Origin of the sequence: Microcoleus sp. Pol7_A1 (assembly GCF_036701085.1) — a bacterium.
Taxonomy (GTDB): Bacteria; Cyanobacteriota; Cyanobacteriia; order Cyanobacteriales; family Microcoleaceae; genus Microcoleus; species Microcoleus asticus.
This window is the reverse complement of the sequence record NZ_JAUBQD010000019.1, coordinates 25,857-43,837: the sequence shown is the minus strand read 5'-3', so window position 1 is coordinate 43,837 and position 17,981 is coordinate 25,857. Positions and strand designations below refer to the sequence as shown.

Below are 17,981 nucleotides of genomic sequence, written 5' to 3'. Positions count from 1 at the left end.
TTTACTTAGGTAATTCTCTCTAAGTAAATCTCAATAAATTCAGATACAGGCAGCAGATATTTTTAATCAAGCCCGCGATTAGAGAAACTCTGTTAAATTTCATTAATTAAAGAACTTATTGTGCCACGTAACATTAAGATTAGGAATATAAAATTTTAGGTTTAACAAATAAGCAGATGGCAATGCAATTAAGTAAGGGTGAGAGATTTAATATCTCTAAAAAAGTGCCTGGTTTAAAAAAACTGGCGATCGCCCTCGGTTGGCAGGCGACAGAGTCAGGACAAAGTTACGAGATTGATGTCTCTGCGTTTATGCTAGGTTCTGACGGCAAACTACCTAACGATAAATATTTTATCTTTTATAATAATCTGCAATCCTGTGACGGTTCGGTACTGCAATCGATTTCTGACAAAAATAACCGAGGTCAAGAGAATAAGACTATTTACGGCGTTATTTTAGAGAAAATTAATCCTGAAATTGAGGAAGTGACTTTTGCTGCCACTATTCACGAAGCAAATAAAATCAATGCAAATTTTAGCAATATCAAAAATGCTTTTATCAAAATTAGCAATTTGGATACGGGAAGCGAACTTGTTCGGTATGAATTAAAAGAGAATTTTTCGCGAGAGACTGCTGTAGAGTTTGGTCGTTTGTATAGAAAGAATGGAGAGTGGAGATTTCAGGCGGTAGGAGAAGGATATCAAGCAGGATTGCAGAGTTTGGTTGACAAGTATGACAGCGGAAATAGCAATAATATTGCTCCCATTAGTAGGGAGTTGACAGCGGGAACAGCAGCAGATGATTTGCAGTTGCCGACTTGGGAGTTGGAGGTGGATTCAGAACCGGAAGCGGAACAATCTCGTCAGACTCGAAGGGTACAACCATCACGACTAAACAATCAAGTTAATAATTCGCGAAGCCGCAAAATACCCGCAGCTTTATTAGCAAGTTTAGGCGTTTTGATGTTGGGAACAGGTGCAGGGATGAGCGCCGTTATGCGATCGGGAAATGAAACGCTGAAGCAAGCGAAAATACTGGCAGTTGAAACGCAGAATGCAGGGAAAGTCACCGATGTAAATCTGCTCAGAAGTTTCGATCGACGACTTAAAGAAACGATCGCCAATTTAGAGAAAATTCCTAACTTCCCCGGCTTTGCGTATCAACAAGCTAGAGCAGATTTGCTGCAACTGCGCCCGAGTTTGGTTCCAGTAGCGCAAAACTTACAGGCGGCAGAAAGTCTAGAAAAAGCTCAACAATTGGCGATGGAAGCTGCAGTAGTTGTGCAAAAACCGCCTCATCCGATGGAAGTTTGGCATCAGTCGCAAAGTAAATGGCAACAGGCGATCGCACTTTTAGAAGCGATCGATTCACGTACACCTGTTTATAATCTAGCTCAAAATAAGTTATCTAATTACCGGGCCAATCGCGCTGCGATCGGTCAAAGAGTGGCGATCGCTCAAAAAGCCGCAACTTTCAGCAACCAAGGTTCTTTGAAAGTTCAAAAGGGAGATGTTCCTGGAGCGATCGCCAATTTTACTCAGGCTTTAGCGCTGAATCCGAACATACCTCAAGCTTACCTCGGATTAGGGATTGCTACTTCCAAACAGGGAAACAAGCAGCAGGCAATTTACAATTACGATCGAGCGCTGCAATTTAATCCTAACTTGGCAGAAGCTTATTTCGGTCGCGGTCAAGCATACTATGAATTGGGAAACAAGCAAAAGGCGATCGGGGATTACGAACAAGCTATTCGCGTTAATCCTAATTATGGTTTGGCTTATTTGGAACGAGGTGCTATTCGCTGTATGCTGGGAACAAAATCGCCAGCAGTAGCAGACTTTCAACAAGCGGGAGAACTTTTCTTAAAGGAGGGAGACGGAAATAATTACAAACTAGCACAAAGCTTTATTAATGATTGTCAAGAACCGAATGTACAGGCTGCAATCTGCGATTATCGAAGGAACATAGACTCCTTCGGCAGACCCTGCGGTCGCTCTGTTAATGTTCCGATTATAATTAGAAGAAAATCGGCGATCGATGCCTCAATTTCGGGTTCTACTGATGTTAAAAGCAATAGCAGCCCCGAAAAAATAGCACCTGAAAATTTAGATAGCAGCAGCACAAGAACTCGCAGCAGGAGAAGAAGCAGAAGATAAACCTCACTCGCATTAGTTAATATAGCAACCGCCAAGACGGTTAGGACGTTGTTAATGGCTGAAACGATGGATTTTATTGCTTCTTCCTTCTTCCTTCTTCCTTCTTCCTTCTTCCTTCTGCTATAGATGACAAAATCTGCTGGTAAGCATCGATGGTTTGCTTGGCGATCGCCTCCCAGTTATAATGCTTTTCGGCATACTCTTTGCCGTTCAATCCCCGCCGCTGGCGCTCCTGTGGATTCAGAAGTGCTGATTTGATTGAATTGGCGATGGCCCCTATTTCCAAAGGCCCCACCCAACCAGCCTCTGCTTGCTGTATATCTTCGGCAATATGTATGCGATCGGAAATAGCGACAGGTACACCGGCGGCCATCGCTTCCGCTACAGCAATGCCAAAGTTTTCGTAATAAGAAGGCAATACAAATAAGTCTGCCTTTGTCAACAGTTCCACTTTTAAATCACCGCTCACAAAGCCAGTTATTGTTGTGTATTTTGCTAAGCTTGAATTATGAATTTGCACTTTAATTTTTGTTTCATAATCAGCATCTTGCGGATTAGAACCTGCTAAAATAAAGTGAAACTCTATGCCGGCTTCTAAAATACTTTCTAATGCTGGAATTAGCAAATCAAGCCCTTTTTTAGGTTCAATGCGCGACATAAATAAGATGATTGGCACTTGAGATTGCCGCAATCTCTTAGGAAACAAACCTGCTGTCACCCCCAATGGAATCACCAAATCTCGTGGCACAGGCATCTTGCCTGTGAAGTCCAAATCCCGTGGCACAGGCATCTTGCCTGTGCTCCCCACACCAAATCTTTTTGAGATTTTAGCTTCTTCTTTACTTGTGAAGTGAATTGCGGCGGCCCCTGCTAAATTAGGACGTTCTAAAACTGCTGCATAAATCTGTTTTAAGCGCTTTTTTTTCTGCAAATCGGCGGGGTCAAGCATACCGCAGGGACGGATAATATACGGTAAGTGGCGATATCTAGCAATTGTGGCAGCAAAGGTAGTTACTGGCGAGAATAAAGCGTGAATGTGGGCGAGGTCAAATTGTTTCGCATTTTCATTCAACCACTGCAATAAACTCAGAGAAAACTTATATCTACGAAACGGAGAACAGCGGAAATAAATAATCTGATAACCGTTTTGTTTGATGGCTTGATTTAAGGGGACATCTAAGGGAATTTGACCGATATCTCCGTTAGAATCTGTGGTGATAATTGTGACATCAGCACCTCGGGAAGCCAGGGCCGCAGAAAGTCCGAGTACCATTTGACTGGGCCCCCCGTAGACTAGGGAAATTGAGGGAATAATTTGGAGAATCCGCATCAGGGATAGTTATTTAAATCCACATACCAACATCTCCCATTACAAATTTAATTATCTGGAAAAGGTTGCCCGTCTAGCTGTTCAGCTTCCTCTCTCTTTGTTGCTGTAATTTGGGTATTGTGAGCCATTGTCTTGGAAAATTCATACATTTCACTGGCTTTTGCTTCCGCAGCTTTCACAATTTCAAGGATTTCCAGGAGTTGGATTTCATCTGGTAATTGTTTCATGGCAATGCTTCTAATCTCTCAACTACTTTGTCAATCATAATTTTCGATTCTGGAGCCATATGTAGCAAGGCTGCTAAATAATCTGTTGCTTTTTTAACCTCTTCATCGGGCACACCAGCCAGCAATACATTGCCCACAATGTGCTCTGCTTGTAAGCGAGTACCTGCTACGTTGAATTGAAAATTGGTGATGGAAGAAAAATATTGCATCAGTATTTCATTCTGGGGAAAAAGAGACATTGCTCTTCTAAGTGCAAAAAGTCCCTGCGTTGCTTGGCGTTCGGTATCGTGCAGTACCTGGTAGAGTTCGTCTACCAAAGGTCGTATGTCGGAAGGAATAGACATTTACCAGAGCTTTTATTTAACACTTGCATTCTACTACTAAAAATTACAACAATTCTTTGTAAAATTCCAACAACTGGTCAGCTAAAGCTTTATTGGTATAATTGCTCATCGCTCTATGATAACCCCGATCGCCCAAATCTGCCGCCAACTCCGGCAGCTCCATCAATTGCTGCAAACACTCTCGCAAAACCCCTGCATTTCCCTCGGGGAATACTAACCCCGCATCGCCGATGACGTGGGGAATTTCCCCGCAGTCGGAACCAATAACCGGAATTTTACAGGCCATCGCTTCGATTAAAACGTGACCGAATTGTTCTTTCCAGCCCACTGCGGTCAAAGTTTTGAATTTATAGCTGGTTTGCGAGGGCAATACCAAACAGTTCATTAAGTTAATGTAGGGGGGGATTTCCTCGTGCGAAACGCTTTCTACCCAAATTATTCGGTCGCTGATTCCCCATTCAATACATTTTTCTGCGAGTTGCATCCGCAATTTTCCTTGTCCTACTAACAGCCACTTCCAAGAGAGTTTTTTCAACCCTGCCAAGGCCTCAGCTAAAGTGAACAATCCTTTTTCTTCGACAAATCGCCCTACAAATCCTACCACAAAATCTGTCGGTTTAATGCCGAACCTGCGGGATAAATCAGCGTCTTTACCAGTGCGGCGAAACAAAGTTTCATCTACTCCGAGTTGTGGCATTACTTTCACCGCACCTTGATAGCCTCGCTGCCGCAAAATTTTAGATCCATCTAAGTTCCCTGCAATAATTCCGTCGGTGTGCTGAAGATTGTAATTTTCTAAGAGTGAAACAGGCCACTTCAATTTATAAGGCAGATTCCACCAGGTAAATAATATATTTTTTGCTTTTAGTTTGAGCAGTTTATTTAAGAATATTAATTGCGCGCAAGCGAGGGATTTTGAACCTTGTTCAACTTGGATAATCTGCGGTCTAAACTTTTCTAATATTTCAATTAAATCAGTACCAAATGTTAGCAGTCCTTGATTGTTCTGGCTGTAATTGGAGACTGCGACTACTTTAAATGAGCCTTCTTGACAGAATTGTGTTTCTATAATTTTATTTTGTACGCCTCCGGGTTTCCAACGCTGCGGCACTGCAACTGTTACTTCAATATTGGGTTCGAGGTTTGCTAAAATTTTCAATTTTGCCCGATTTATGTCCACAATATAGGTGTGGCTGGCAACGAGGATTCTCATTTTTTATTCAGTGGTAATTGGAAATTGGTAATAAAAATTATTTACCGTTAATATTATCTTGACGGGTGTAAATTTGTCCGTCGTTCCATAGAGACTGAATTAATGTATTGAGGACACTCATAAAACCGAGGAGATAAAAACTAAATCGAACGATAATTTTAATGGGCGATCGGCTTTTATGGCAAGGCGGATTCCCCAAAACGTGGCAGTCAAAGAGTTTGGCAAAAAATCGCAGGCATTGAAAAGCTGTTAAATTTGTCAATCCCATTAGAAAGTGATTGTGATAAAATGTGACTTGATATTCGATCGATCGCGTGCTGACATCGTGACATCCGCCGCTCTCTTCCCCAAAGTGAACTAAACACGCATTGGGATCGTACCAAATTTTCATGCCAGTCGATCGCAATCTCAAACAAAAATCCGACTCTTCCCGTACCGCACTCCCTACAAATCGCTCGTCAAACCTCAGCCCGCACTCGGCAAAAACCTGCCTGCGAAATGACATATTGCAGCCTCTAGCCGAGAGCACCTGCTGCGGTTTTACTGTATGTACCAAATCGATAAAATACCAGGCAATGCCTGCATCCATCGCTTCTGAGGGCAAATATTCGATCGCCAAATCGCCTCCAGAAAAATCCAATTTCATTCTGTCAAAAACCCTGCCCGCCACACATCCCACATCAGGTTTTTCTAAATAGTTGTCAGCGTGAGCCGCCAAAAAACCATCTGGCAATTGTACATCATCATCAATAAATAAAATAATCTCTCCAACTGCGCGCCGCACTGCATAGTTTCGAGCTCCCGGCAAACTCGCCCAATCTACTCGAAACCACCGAATTTTGCCAGCATTTGCCAATTCCTCTAAATAAACTTGAGTTGCCGATTCGTGGGTGCGAGTTTGATCGATTACCAGCACTTCAAAATTCTGGTAATTTTGCCGAATCACATCAGCCAATGTCTCTCGCAGGGGTTGCTCGCGGTTGTAGGTGGGTATCACAACAGAAATCATCATTTGCAGTTGCCACTTTCCTTATTTCTCTACACGCCAAAGCCAAACATCGCCCGGCTGGTAAATTGGTGTGATTTTATATTTTTGCACTTTTTCTAGTTCACATTGTAATGCTTCTGTAGCTCTGTATAGAAATACATCGCTAAAACCATCAGGAATTTTTACTTGTTCAGGTTTAACTGCTAGCAAAAGCTGTGCTTGCGGCTTTAGCAGATAGCTGACAGACAGTATTTTTCCTGTGATGTTGTTGCCTCCGTGAGTGATTACTAAAGGTTTTTGGGCTTGATTGACAATTGCGGCTATTTGGGGATTGTATTTAGTGCTAGAAGGATATTTGTTCCACCAAAGTTGTGACTGTGAGCTGACGGCACAAGAAACTATTTCACTCGATATTAGCACTATTAAACCGAGCTGCCACAGTTTTTGTTGTCGGGAATTGGTAGCGACTGCAATTTTAACCGTAAATAGGTAGGCAACAGCTATCTGGATTGCTAAAATATAGGGAACCAGATAGCGATCGGCAACGCCTCCCACTGCTATCAATACTATCGCTGTAATTCCGATCGCTGTCAATACAAACAGCCAAACTCGTTTGGGAGTTGAACGGCAGAGTGAGTATATTGAATGTGCGATCGCTAACAGCAATAGTGCGGCTACAATCAGTCTGATTAAATTTGTAGCAATACCGCTCGAACACAATTTGATAATTCCGCCCGCCCAATGCGTGTCGATAAACATTCGGCAGGTGATGAGAATTAAAGGTTTAAGTGAAGATAGGAAAGACAGGGAAATGCGGGGTAAGCCTACTGTTGCCTCGATTTTTGGCGCGTTACAAAATAATATCCAAATCCAAGGAGCAAAAAGGATTGTTGCCGCCGCTGAAGCTAGTAAATAAGCAATTAATGTCTTGCAAAAACGCAAATTTTCAGTTAAAATTACATAGATGCCGTGGGCAAATATTACTAAAAAAAATAATAAACTAGAATAAAGTCCTAAAGTCAAGGCGATCGCATAAATAGACCAAACAGCCTTGCTCAATTTAGATGTGGCGGGAGAATTTTGTAGGGCGATCCTCTTCGAGGGCTTCGCTAACGCCCGCAGCAGAATTGCATTCGACAGCAAGACGAGGACTGCAAACATCATGTACGGTCTTGCCTCTTGCGCGTACAAGACGTGAAAGGGTGAAACAGCGACGATTGTAACAGCCACCCATCCCGCAGACTCAGAGCGAAATAATTCCCAGCACAGCCAATAAATGCTGGGGAAAACTAACAAACTAATCCAAGCTGAAAGACTTCTGACAGTTGCCACTTGCGGACCGAACAACTGCACCCAAAATCTGGCTAAAATAAAATACAGTGGGGACAGTTGAGGTTCTTCTGTAGCTAAACCTTTAACAGTATCCAACCAACTTTTTTCGGGATTTATCTGCTGGTATTTCTGCTGCAAATCTTCGATGCTAATTGTTTTGCCTTGAAAATCTTGCTGCACCATTTCCGTCCAGGTGTAGCCAGAAATTCGCAGCGAGGTGATAGATTCGTCGAAGGAGTAGACTTTGCGATCGAGGTTAGTAAATCGAAAAAATATCCCCGTTATTAATATGACGACAATTAAAACTTTTAACGAAATTCGATGCCACCGCCCCTTTTGAATTGATTTGCTATTCATAAAATCAGAAATGGGGAAATGAAGAAAGAAGGATTTAGTGATTTAGGAGAGAGGGAAGGAGAATGAGGGAATAAAGAATGAGAAATCAGTTTCAATCGGTTCTATATTTCTCTAGAGGATTCTTTATTCTGCCTTCTTCATTCTGCCTTCTCGCTTCTCCCTTCTTCCTTCAGGCTAATTCCCCATTTCCATCAGATAGCTATGTGTTGCTGAACGGCTAAAACTAAATTTTCAGTCCAGAAATTAGCTAATTCGGCGCTGGCAGCTTCCACCATAACTCGCATTAGCGGTTCAGTGCCTGAAGCGCGAACCAAAACCCGTCCCTGTTCTCCCATTGCAGTTGTAGCACGATCGATCGCACTTTGCATTGCCTCGCACTCGTGCCATTTCAGGCGTTTTTCGCGATCGTCCACCCGAATATTTCGCAGCAACTGCGGATAAGTTTGGAAACTGCCACTTACCAATTGTGCCAAAGATTGCCCGGACTGGCGCACCAGCGAAGCCAAATGCAAAGCTGTTAGCAAACCGTCGCCGCTGACACCGTAATGCGGACAAAGAATATGTCCAGATTGTTCGCCGCCCAACATCGAACCGGTGCGCTGCATTTCAGCGTGAACGTACTGATCTCCCACGTTCGTTCTAGTTAGTTTGCCGCCCAATTCTTCCCAAGCTCGCTCGAAGCCGAGGTTAGCCATTACAGTAGAAATAATTAAATTGGACGGTAACTGTTGGGAGTCGCGCAACTGCCGGCCCCACAGATAAAGAATGTAATCGCCGTCAATCGCTCGACCTTGGTTGTCAACACCCAAAACTCGATCGGCATCGCCGTCAAAAGCAAATCCCAAATCAGCATTGTGTTCCAAAACCGCGGCTTGCAAACTGTCGAGATGAGTAGAACCGCAGTTAACATTAATACGAGATCCATCAGGAGTGTCGTGCAAACAGATCACATCCGCCCCCATTTGTGCGAACACCGCCGGCGCCAAACCCGCAGCCGCCCCCCAAGCCAAATCCAAAACTATTCGCATTCCCTCCAAATTCATCTTTTGCAGCGAATCACAGAGCGAAGTGGCATAATCTTTAATCAACTCAGACCGATGGTAGTGCTGCCCCCAACCCAAGCTAGCAACCGGAACCTTTGCCCCCCGGATTCCCGCTTCGATTTGTTCCTGCAACTGCTGCGACAGCTTCGAGCCGTTTGAGCCGAAAAACTTAATGCCGTTGTCTTCTGGGGGATTGTGAGAAGCCGAAATCATCACTCCGCCGACAGACTCCGAAATGCTTGCCAGATAAGCAACGCAGGGAGTGGGACACAAGCCCAAATTCCAAACTTCTAAACCGGCGGCTGTCAAACCCGCTGACAGTGCCATTGCCAGCATATCGCTGGAATTCCTGCTGTCTTGTCCCAAAATCACAGGCCCCTGGTTGGAGGTATTTTGGCGTAGAACTTGTCCAGCCCAGAAGCCCACTTGCAGCGCTAAGGGTGCATTCAGCAATTCTCCAACTTTCCCGCGAATGCCGTCTGTGCCGAAGAGTTTGGTATTGGGCAGGGGGAGGCTATCTCCCACCAGAATCGTATCCCGTTTGACTGGCTGTACCGAGTTAGCAGCCGGAAACTCGCTGCCACGAGGGCGCGAAGGTGTCTGAACCATATTCACTCCTTTAGGAATATTCACACTCACACTTTGGGTTCATGTTACAACTGAAAGTCTTTATTTTCAGCCTAAACTCCATTTATTTCGTCAATTGCTGAGGCAACTTGCTCTGACAACCTACGCACCAAGCTTAACTTCATCGGAAAAATTTGTATTGTACGCAATGGAAAAACTTTTAGTCCCGAGGGCGCGCCAACGCCAGGAAACCCGGTTTCTTTCTGTCTCCAGGAGTGACGCTGCTGCGGTTTGAGCCTATCAGTAACTGCGGGTATAGAAGGTTAATGCTGTATTGCCGTATATTTTATGGCGGCAAATTTCTAGACCGGAAATCGGTTGTATCGATCGCTCCGGGCTGTGTTCGACGGCCATTTCGCCGTTTGGTGCTAGCATTTCTTGGCTGGCGATCGTGTTTAACACAGGTTCGTACAAATCGCTGGCGTAGGGCGGATCGAAGTAAATGCGATCGAACTGCTGCCCCGCTAATGTTGCCAATTTCGCCGTCGCGTTTCCCCGCAGTATTTGGAATGTTTGGGACGAGTCTGCTACTTGCTCCCAGTTTTCGCGGATAATCGCACAAGCTTTCGCCGACTGTTCGATGCCAGTGACACTCGCGGCTTGCCGACACAAAGCTTCTGCACCCATCGAACCGCTGCCGGTACAAATGTCAAGCCATCTGCAATCTGCGATCGTCCCTTGCCAAATATTAAATAAAGCTTCTCTGACTCGCGAAGGTGTAGGGCGAGTTGCGAGTCCCGGCAGGGTTTTTATTTGGCGGTTGCCACAGATTCTTAAAGTCATTTAGGAAGAAGGAAGAGGGAAGAAGGAAGAAGGAAGAAGGAAGAAGGAAGAAGGAAAATGACTTTTAAAAATGTCAAACCCGGTTTCGGCAATCTACCGGGTTTTTCAAGACTCATGCCACCTAAGCAGGTACTTTTTCCCTCACCAGACTGACAAAATTTGACAGCATTTGCAATCCCGTACTCGAAGACTTTTCCGGGTGAAATTGTACGGCCATCAAATTGTCTTTAGCTATAGCCGCCGTCACGTTTTGACTGCCGTGAGTCACCATTGCCGATCGCACTTCCCAATCAACTGGATCGACATAATAAGAATGCACGAAATAAACCCAAGGATCGGACGGTAAATTTTGCCACAGCGGCAAATCCGGCTGAGTAAATTCCAATTGATTCCATCCCATGTGGGGAATTGTCAAACCCGGTTCCGAGCGAAATCGGCGCACTTTTCCCGCAATAGCGCCCAATCCAGGTTCTACACCTTCTTCGGAACTTTCAAACAGAATTTGCAAACCCAAACAAATGCCTAAAAAAGGTTTTCCCGAGGCGATCGCCCTTTTTATCGGTTCTATCAAATTGCGCGATCGTAAATTCTGCATTGCCGGGTCAAACGAACCAACTCCCGGCAAAACCACCGCATCAGCCTGCTCGATTATAGCAGGAGAATCTGTAATTTTTGGCACTGCACCCACATTTTCCAAGCCTTTACAGACTGAGTGCAGATTGCCCATGCCATAGTCTATTACTGCAATGACAGACATTGACTTACTTGCCTTATATTATCAATATCAGTATTATTGCACAAATATGACGGCGAAAATCCTGCTAACCTCATTTGATACTTGGCTTCCCCATCAGAAATCCAACTCTTCGGACGACTTATTAGCCAAGATTTCCCAGATAAAATCTTTGCCTGATTCCCTGACTTTTTTGAGGAAACTGCCAGTAGATTTTCAGCTAGCACCGAATTTGGCGATCGCCCAAATCAACCAACTTCAACCAGACACTATTATCTGCTGCGGCATGGCCGAAAGTCGGCAAAAATTAACCGTAGAATCCTGCGCTTGCTGCGATAGCGACATTCGGAAAACCGCAGTTAATCTCGAACCGCTAGTCGCTGATTTAGCTGCAACAGAAATCAGTCACGAAGCCGGAAAATTTGTTTGCGAAGCCCTGTATTATGCGGTTTTAAAACATATTTGCGATTCTCAAATAGCCGCTAAATGTATTTTCGTCCACGTACCAATTTTAACTCCCGATAACGCTGACAGAATTGTCGCTGATTTTTTATTAGTTATGCGTCGCCTAACTCTCGCAATTAATAAATAGGTCGCTCTAATTCAACATAAAAATTTGTTTAGTGTTCAGAAACCCGGACTTTTAAAGAAACCGGGTTTCTCAGTGTTAGTTTTTTTTACTAACAACTCCCAACTGCCAAGTCTTTAGCCGCCGTAATTCCAACCGGTGCTTTCTAGCAGCAACGGATTGCCCTCGCGGTGGACGCCTGCGGCCAAAACTTCTCCCACATAAACCGTGTGATCCCCGTGTTCCACAGCACCGACAACTTTGCACTCGATGTAACCCAGAGAATCCGAGATAATCGGACAACCAGTTTCCGCGCCGGGATAAAATTCTACATCCTCAAATTTATTGCCAACGCGGCGCTGCTGTTTGAAGAATTTTTGGGCTAAGTCTTTTTGACCTGCTTCTAGGAAACTCAAAGCAAAGACACCGCTGGCTTTGATCATGGCGTGGGATTTGGAGTCTTGCTTGACGCAGTTGACAACTAAGGGAGGGGTAAAGGAAGATTGCATCACCCAGCTAGCGGTGAAACCGTTGACTTCCTCCCCGTCTTTGACACCGCAGATGTACAATCCGTGAGGGATTTTCCGCAAGATGGTCTTTTTAGCTTGTTCGTCTAGCACGGGCTTACCTGTTCGATCGATAATTCTACACCGCCCAGTTTACCAATCTCAGGCCCACAAACCCACCTGTCTTAAGGGCTATTCGCTAATCTTGCCTTTTTCGATCCCAAACATGACACCAGTTTTAAGTCAAAATTAACAACTCAAAACTATTGTGCAACTCCGTGCTTCTTAAACCAATCTTGCATCTGTTTCCAAGCATCCTTAGCTTCTTTTTCCCGGTAACTGGGGCGATAGTCAGCGTTAAAAGCGTGCGGCGTATCTGGATAAAGCACAATTTCGGAACCGCTGCTGCCAGTTTTGAGAACTTCCCGCATTTTCTCGACTGTATCGTTGGGAATTCCCTCGTCTTTGCCGCCGTAAAGCCCCAATACAGGCACTTTCAAAGTTGCTGCAATGTCGATCGGCTGTTTGGGAGTTAAAGCCGTAGAATTGCCAACCAAACGCCCGTACCAAGCCACTCCAGCTTTGACTTTTGGGTTGTGGGAAGAGTACAGCCAAACCATTCTGCCACCCCAGCAAAATCCTGTAATTCCCAACTTATTAATATTGCCTTTTCCTGACTTTTGTGCCCAATCTACGGTTGCATCTAAATCGGACATAGCTTGAGCGTCGGGAACTTTCGAGACAACTTTACTAATAATTTCTTGGATGTCGGTAATTTTAGAAACATCACCTTGACGGGCAAACATTTCTGGGGCGATCGCTAAATAACCTAATTTAGCAAAACGGCGGCAAATATCTTGAATGTGGGCGTGAACTCCGAAGATTTCTTGAATTACTAAAATTACTGGAAAATTGCTACCGCTGGCTGGCATTGCTCTGTAGGCTGGAATTGAGCCGTCTTTGACGGGAATCTTTACCTCACTTGCTATTAAACCAGCAGCATCGGTATTGATAACGGCAGCCGCAATAGGATGAACTGCTAACGCAAATCCGGCGCTTAATGCGGTGACAGTGATAAATTGTCTGCGAGTTAAATCAGTCATGGCGATTTTAGATTTTAGATTTTAGATTTTAGATTGGGGAATTGGGAATTGGGAATTGGTAGTTGGTTATTTCATAATTGCTCCTTCTTCCCTCTTCCGACTTCCATGAGACTGACATCCGTTACATCCGTTACATCCGTTACATAATCCGTTGCCGAACTTTCTTTTTCCTGACATCCGTTACATCCGTTACAAAATCCGTTGCCGAACTTCCTTCGAGGGTCGGAAAAGCCGATCGTGCTCTGGATGGTACAAGCGCGATCGCCCTTCTGCTGATTTTCCCAACGCCGGACTAATAACGTACATTGTCGTTCTGATCAAATTATTTTCGCGCGTAGCAACAGCCATTTTGTCAAGGGGAACTAGCACAATTTTTTCATCGGGCCAGCCCAACCGATAACAAATCGCTACAGGCAAATCAGATGGGTAATGTTCCATCAATTTAGCTTGAGCTTGTTCGACATGGCGGGCGCTCAAATACAGGCACAAACTCGCTTGATGAGCCGCTAAACTCGCCAATTCTTCGCGTTCCGGTACTTCGGTTCTGCCGCTAATTCGCGTCAAAATAATTGTCTGCACAACTCCCGGAACTGTCAACTCAATTTTAAGTTTAGCCGCCGCAAGTTGGAAAGCGCTAATTCCCGGGATTACCTCAAAAGCAATTCCCTCGGAGGCCAAAGCTTGCATTTGTTCGCCGACGGCCCCGTAGAGACAGGGATCGCCCGAATGCAGGCGGACGACGCTTTTTCCGTCGCGCACTCGTTGCACCATCAAAGGTACAATCTCTTCGAGGGTTTTATCGGCAGTTTGGATCGTTTCAGCATCCGCGCGTACCCCCTGCAAAATTTGCTCTGGGACTAGCGAATCAGCAAATAATATGACATCAGCAGCAGCCAGTAATTTTTGAGCCTTAACGGTCAACAAATCCGGGTCTCCCGGGCCTGCACCTACAATGTATACTGCTGGAATTAGGGCTTCAATCTCTTTCAAACTCATTGCTGCTAAAAAATTTGCTAAATTTACGGACGCTTCCGGATGTACCTATTTTGGTTGGAAGTAAGAGATGGTAGATGCACCCTGGTTTTGAACCCTAGAGACTAACCTCTCTGGGGTTTTTTATTTATCCTCTGGGGATTTCTGAGTGATATTTGCCCGATCGTTATTGGGGGAGACAACATCGGGTAAAGGTTGATCGACCAAATAAAGCCAAGCCAACCCGCCCAACCCTAAAACAATCCCAGTCAAGCTTACCATTTGCGCCGTCCGCAGCGGCCCGAACATCAAACTATCAGTTCGCAACCCTTCAATCCAGATTCGACCGGAACTGTAAGCTGCGATATAAACCAAAAATAAAGCACCTGTTTTTAAGCGAATTTTGCCCTGCAAATCGCGGAAAAACAAAGTCAGAAGCAACCCAAATACTGTCAAATTCCACAGGGATTCGTAGAGAAATGTGGGGTGGAAGTATTCAAAATTAGCGTAGGCGGGCGGGCGGCTGTTTGGGGGAATATAGAGTTTCCAGGGCAAATCCGTAGGACTGCCAAAAGCTTCCGAGTTAAAGAAATTTCCCCAGCGTCCGATCGCCTGACCGAGAATTGCCGAAGGCGCGATTAAATCTGCCAATTGCCAAAAAGAAACTCGCTGAATTTTTGCAAAAATTAAAGCTGCGATCGTGCCACCCAAAATCGCCCCGTGAATCGCAATTCCGCCTTTCCAAATCGCAATAATATCCTCTGGCCTCTGGGCGTATTGCTGCCACTCGAAAGCCACGTAATAAATTCGAGCACAGGGAATAGCGCCCAGAACCAGCCAAATTGCCAAATCACCCAACAATTCCGGGTTGACGCGGCGTTTTTGGGCCAAGTATTGCGACAGACTGACCCCAATCAAGACGGCAGAAGCTATTAACAGCCCGTACCAGCGAATGGCTACGGGGCCAAGTTGAAAGATAATTGGGCCCGGCGATGTAAATTGAAACGCTAAGGGCAGCGCAAGAATATTTAGCACCATAAAAGTTGCATTAATTGTGATGGAAAGCTGTCAAATTTGCACACCCTTTAACAAACTCCAGAGTTTATTTTAGGTGGCTGCGGTCATTTACACGCAATATTTGGGGAATTTTACCAAAAATTAACTGGATTCTTGATTTTGCAGATTGCTGTCTGGAGTTTTTTTTGTGAGTCCACAATAAGAGCCCCCTAACCCCCCTTTTTTAAGGGGGGAACCGGATTCTTCTTAAACTTGCCCTTATTAAGGGATTTAGCCGGATCGAGTTTCCGCCTTCTGCTTTCTGCATAAGTGCCTTCTGGAGGATTAACGGCAGCTTTGGTCGAGAAGTTTTAATATGGAGGATGGCTTTAAATTTTCTGATGACCTATGTCTCCTACTTCCGTTTCTCAGGTGTACTCTTCTGGTAATTCCAAGGGTGCGAATCAGTCTCGCAAGACTGCTGCTTTGGCTGTTGAGTCGGGTAAAATTCCGCCCTTGCTGGGGGCGAGTTTAGCTGAGTTAACGGAGTGGGTGCAGCAGCAGGGACAACCGGCTTATCGGGGAAAGCAGTTGTACCAGTGGATTTATGAGAAAGGTGCGCGATCGATCTCTGACATTTCTGTATTCTCGAAACAGTGGCGCGAGACTGTTGCTAAAATTCCGATCGGGCGATCGACCATTCACTATCGATCGGTCGCACCAGACGCCACGGTAAAGTATCTCTTAAAATTGGCAGACGGTCAAATCATTGAAACAGTAGGCATTCCCACCGATAAACGGCTGACTGTGTGCGTCTCAGCCCAAGTTGGCTGCGCGATGGGATGCGACTTTTGCGCTACTGGGAAAGGCGGTTTCAAGCGCAATTTAGAAAAACACGAAATCGTCGATCAAGTCTTGACAGTACAGCAAGATTTCGGCCGCCGAGTCAGCCACATCGTATTTATGGGAATGGGCGAACCCCTGCTGAATTTCGATAATGTTGTAGCTGCTGTCAAGTGTTTGAATCAAGACGTAGGGATTGGACAGCGAAACATCACCATTTCTACAGTAGGAATTCGCAATCGCATCAGCCAACTAGCTGAACATCAACTGCAAGTTACCCTCGCCGTCAGCCTCCACGCTTCCAATCAAAGATTGCGCGAAGAGTTAATTCCTAGCGCCCGCCCTTATCCTTTGGGTGAGTTAGTAGCAGAATGTCGGGAATATGTGCGATCGACAGGGCGCAGATTGAGTTTTGAATACGTACTTTTAGCAGGTGTGAATGACTTGCCGGAACACGCAGCCGAGTTAGCAACTCACTTGCGCGGTTTTCAGTGTCACGTCAATTTGATTCCTTACAATCCGATTCAGGAAGCTGAATATAAGCGACCGACTCCCAATCGAATTAACAGTTTTGTTGCGGTTTTGAAGGAAAAGAAAATTGCTGTTAGCGTGCGGTATTCTCGCGGCTTAGAAGCAGATGCAGCCTGCGGACAATTGCGGGCATCCGAGGTTTAGGATTGGATTTTTAACCGCTAAAAATTGTCGTAGGGTGCGTTAGACAGCGTTATTCGATCGAGCATCGATAAACTACTTTGTGACGCACCCTACTAACTATTTACAAGCGTTTAACAAGTATCCACCGCAACTCTAACGGCGGTGTTTGTTGCACGGGAAATAAATCGCGCCCGCTGGCCCAACTGACAAACCAAGGTGTCGGCGGCCACGCAGAGTCAGGCAAATGTTTTTGTTCGTATTCAATCACAGATTCATCAGAAATAATTTCTAAGGGCAAACCCTCTATTGCTGCTTGCAATTCTTGTCTGGTAATCAGATAAGACCAACACAATTCAGACATTTGTTTGGCCATGTCGTCGGGTTCGTACCCATCTACAGCTAAGAAAGCACTGAATAAGATAAACCCGCCGCTTAAAACGGCATCGGACATTTTGCCGAGGAACAGGCGGACTTGTTCGGGGTAGCGGAAGTGAGAGAGAACTTCGGTAGCGATGGCTAATTTGTACCGATAAGTTTTCATCCTCAATAATGGGTCTAAAACGTCGCCTTGGGTGACATTTATCGGCAAGTTTTCGGCGGTTGCTGCTGCTAATAGTTTCTCGGCAAATATGGGTGTTAGTTCGATCGCATCCACGGAATGGCCTAACCTTGCTAAGGGCAAACTATTGCGCCCTGGGCCCGCACCGACATCTAAAATAGGTGCTTTTCCCGGTTCGCCTAATTCAGCGGCAGTGGCGATAACTTTGGCATCGGGATGGCTGCCGAATAAAGGTTCGGGGCGAATATCCGGCCAGCTATGATATTTCTGGGCCATCGATTCGACTTGAATCTTGGTATTCAGAGTAATACCGCCAGCTAAACCGCTTTGAGAATTGGCGGGAAAATAGGAGACTATGAGATTAGCGTGGGGGGAATTTTTGAATCCTTCTGCTAAGGCGTTGGCGATTAATGTTCGCAAGTTTTCGGTTTGGGCAGCGTCGATGTTTTGCCCCAGAATGTTTAAGAAGTCTGACAGTAATTTAAGATAGTCGTCTAGCATTGATGGCAAGCAAGGCAGATAGAATTCTCCCTTGATGCCGATGCTCTTTTTGAGCCTTTCTTTGAGAATTAATTTCAGGCGATGCGAGTCTGTCATTCGATTTTAGATTTTAGATTTTAGATTTTAGATTGACTCTCGCATTGAAT

The 17,981-nt window shown here is 45.1% G+C and carries 17 protein-coding genes; 3 read left to right on the top strand and 14 right to left on the bottom strand.

Annotated elements, in window-relative coordinates; translation table 11 throughout:
* Positions 1-176 precede the first annotated feature (176 nt).
* A complete protein-coding gene (locus QUA20_RS13345) occupies positions 177-2,156 on the top strand; it encodes a TerD family protein (protein WP_333189293.1) in 1,980 nt (659 codons plus the stop codon).
* A gap of 73 nt (positions 2,157-2,229) precedes the next feature.
* Here the strand turns inward: QUA20_RS13345 and hpsP are convergent, their stop codons facing one another.
* From hpsP to hisH, 9 genes are all read right to left on the bottom strand, one after another.
* Positions 2,230-3,486 carry a hormogonium polysaccharide biosynthesis glycosyltransferase HpsP gene (gene hpsP, locus QUA20_RS13340; protein WP_333189292.1) on the bottom strand — a complete coding sequence of 419 codons (1,257 nt, stop codon included), beginning with the start codon at positions 3,484-3,486 and terminating at the stop codon, positions 2,230-2,232.
* Positions 3,487-3,533: 47 nt separating this feature from the next.
* Entirely contained in the window at positions 3,534-3,713 is a 180-nt protein-coding gene (locus tag QUA20_RS13335; RefSeq protein WP_333189291.1) for a hypothetical protein, read from the bottom strand.
* Entirely contained in the window at positions 3,710-4,057 is a 348-nt protein-coding gene (locus QUA20_RS13330; RefSeq protein WP_333189290.1) for a hypothetical protein, read from the bottom strand. Before QUA20_RS13330 ends, QUA20_RS13335 begins: the two co-directional genes overlap by 4 nt.
* A gap of 43 nt (positions 4,058-4,100) precedes the next feature.
* Positions 4,101-5,270, bottom strand: a complete 1,170-nt coding sequence (hpsO, locus tag QUA20_RS13325) for a hormogonium polysaccharide biosynthesis glycosyltransferase HpsO (RefSeq protein ID WP_333189289.1) — start codon at positions 5,268-5,270, stop codon at positions 4,101-4,103.
* A 37-nt stretch (positions 5,271-5,307) separates the two neighbouring features.
* Positions 5,308-6,282 carry a hormogonium polysaccharide biosynthesis glycosyltransferase HpsN gene (hpsN, locus tag QUA20_RS13320; protein WP_333189288.1) on the bottom strand — a complete coding sequence of 325 codons (975 nt, stop codon included), beginning with the start codon at positions 6,280-6,282 and terminating at the stop codon, positions 5,308-5,310.
* Positions 6,283-6,300: 18 nt separating this feature from the next.
* Positions 6,301-7,947 carry a glycosyltransferase family 39 protein gene (locus QUA20_RS13315; RefSeq protein ID WP_333189287.1) on the bottom strand — a complete coding sequence of 549 codons (1,647 nt, stop codon included), beginning with the start codon at positions 7,945-7,947 and terminating at the stop codon, positions 6,301-6,303.
* A 191-nt stretch (positions 7,948-8,138) separates the two neighbouring features.
* Entirely contained in the window at positions 8,139-9,599 is a 1,461-nt protein-coding gene (gene glmM / locus QUA20_RS13310; RefSeq protein ID WP_333189285.1) for a phosphoglucosamine mutase, read from the bottom strand.
* Between the two features lie 258 nt (positions 9,600-9,857).
* Positions 9,858-10,400, bottom strand: a complete 543-nt coding sequence (rsmD, locus tag QUA20_RS13305; protein ID WP_333189284.1) for a 16S rRNA (guanine(966)-N(2))-methyltransferase RsmD — start codon at positions 10,398-10,400, stop codon at positions 9,858-9,860.
* 121 nt (positions 10,401-10,521) lie between these two features.
* Positions 10,522-11,157 carry an imidazole glycerol phosphate synthase subunit HisH gene (gene hisH / locus QUA20_RS13300; RefSeq protein WP_333189283.1) on the bottom strand — a complete coding sequence of 212 codons (636 nt, stop codon included), beginning with the start codon at positions 11,155-11,157 and terminating at the stop codon, positions 10,522-10,524.
* Between the two features lie 46 nt (positions 11,158-11,203).
* Between hisH and QUA20_RS13295 the strand changes: the two genes are divergently transcribed.
* Positions 11,204-11,725, top strand: coding sequence for a pyroglutamyl-peptidase I family protein (locus QUA20_RS13295; RefSeq protein ID WP_333189339.1), 522 nt, complete (start codon positions 11,204-11,206; stop codon positions 11,723-11,725).
* A gap of 113 nt (positions 11,726-11,838) precedes the next feature.
* Here QUA20_RS13295 and QUA20_RS13290 read toward each other — a convergent pair whose 3' ends face one another.
* The 4 genes from QUA20_RS13290 to lgt all read right to left on the bottom strand — a co-directional run bounded on the left by QUA20_RS13290 (position 11,839) and on the right by lgt (position 15,320).
* A complete protein-coding gene (locus QUA20_RS13290) occupies positions 11,839-12,321 on the bottom strand; it encodes a flavin reductase family protein (protein ID WP_015178074.1) in 483 nt (160 codons plus the stop codon).
* A gap of 149 nt (positions 12,322-12,470) precedes the next feature.
* Positions 12,471-13,310, bottom strand: a complete 840-nt coding sequence (locus tag QUA20_RS13285) for a dienelactone hydrolase family protein (protein WP_333189282.1) — start codon at positions 13,308-13,310, stop codon at positions 12,471-12,473.
* A gap of 189 nt (positions 13,311-13,499) precedes the next feature.
* Positions 13,500-14,306 (bottom strand): precorrin-4 C(11)-methyltransferase, encoded by an 807-nt coding sequence (gene cobM, locus QUA20_RS13280; protein WP_333189281.1) that lies wholly within the window; start codon positions 14,304-14,306, stop codon positions 13,500-13,502.
* Between the two features lie 120 nt (positions 14,307-14,426).
* Positions 14,427-15,320: a prolipoprotein diacylglyceryl transferase gene (lgt, locus tag QUA20_RS13275; RefSeq protein ID WP_333189280.1), complete on the bottom strand. Its 894-nt coding sequence runs from the start codon at positions 15,318-15,320 to the stop codon at positions 14,427-14,429.
* 366 nt (positions 15,321-15,686) lie between these two features.
* Between lgt and rlmN the strand changes: the two genes are divergently transcribed.
* Complete coding sequence (rlmN, locus tag QUA20_RS13270) at positions 15,687-16,796, top strand: 23S rRNA (adenine(2503)-C(2))-methyltransferase RlmN (protein WP_333189279.1); 1,110 nt, start codon at positions 15,687-15,689, stop codon at positions 16,794-16,796.
* Positions 16,797-16,896: 100 nt separating this feature from the next.
* Here rlmN and QUA20_RS13265 read toward each other — a convergent pair whose 3' ends face one another.
* A complete protein-coding gene (locus QUA20_RS13265; RefSeq protein ID WP_333189278.1) occupies positions 16,897-17,931 on the bottom strand; it encodes a class I SAM-dependent methyltransferase in 1,035 nt (344 codons plus the stop codon).
* Positions 17,932-17,981 lie beyond the last annotated feature (50 nt).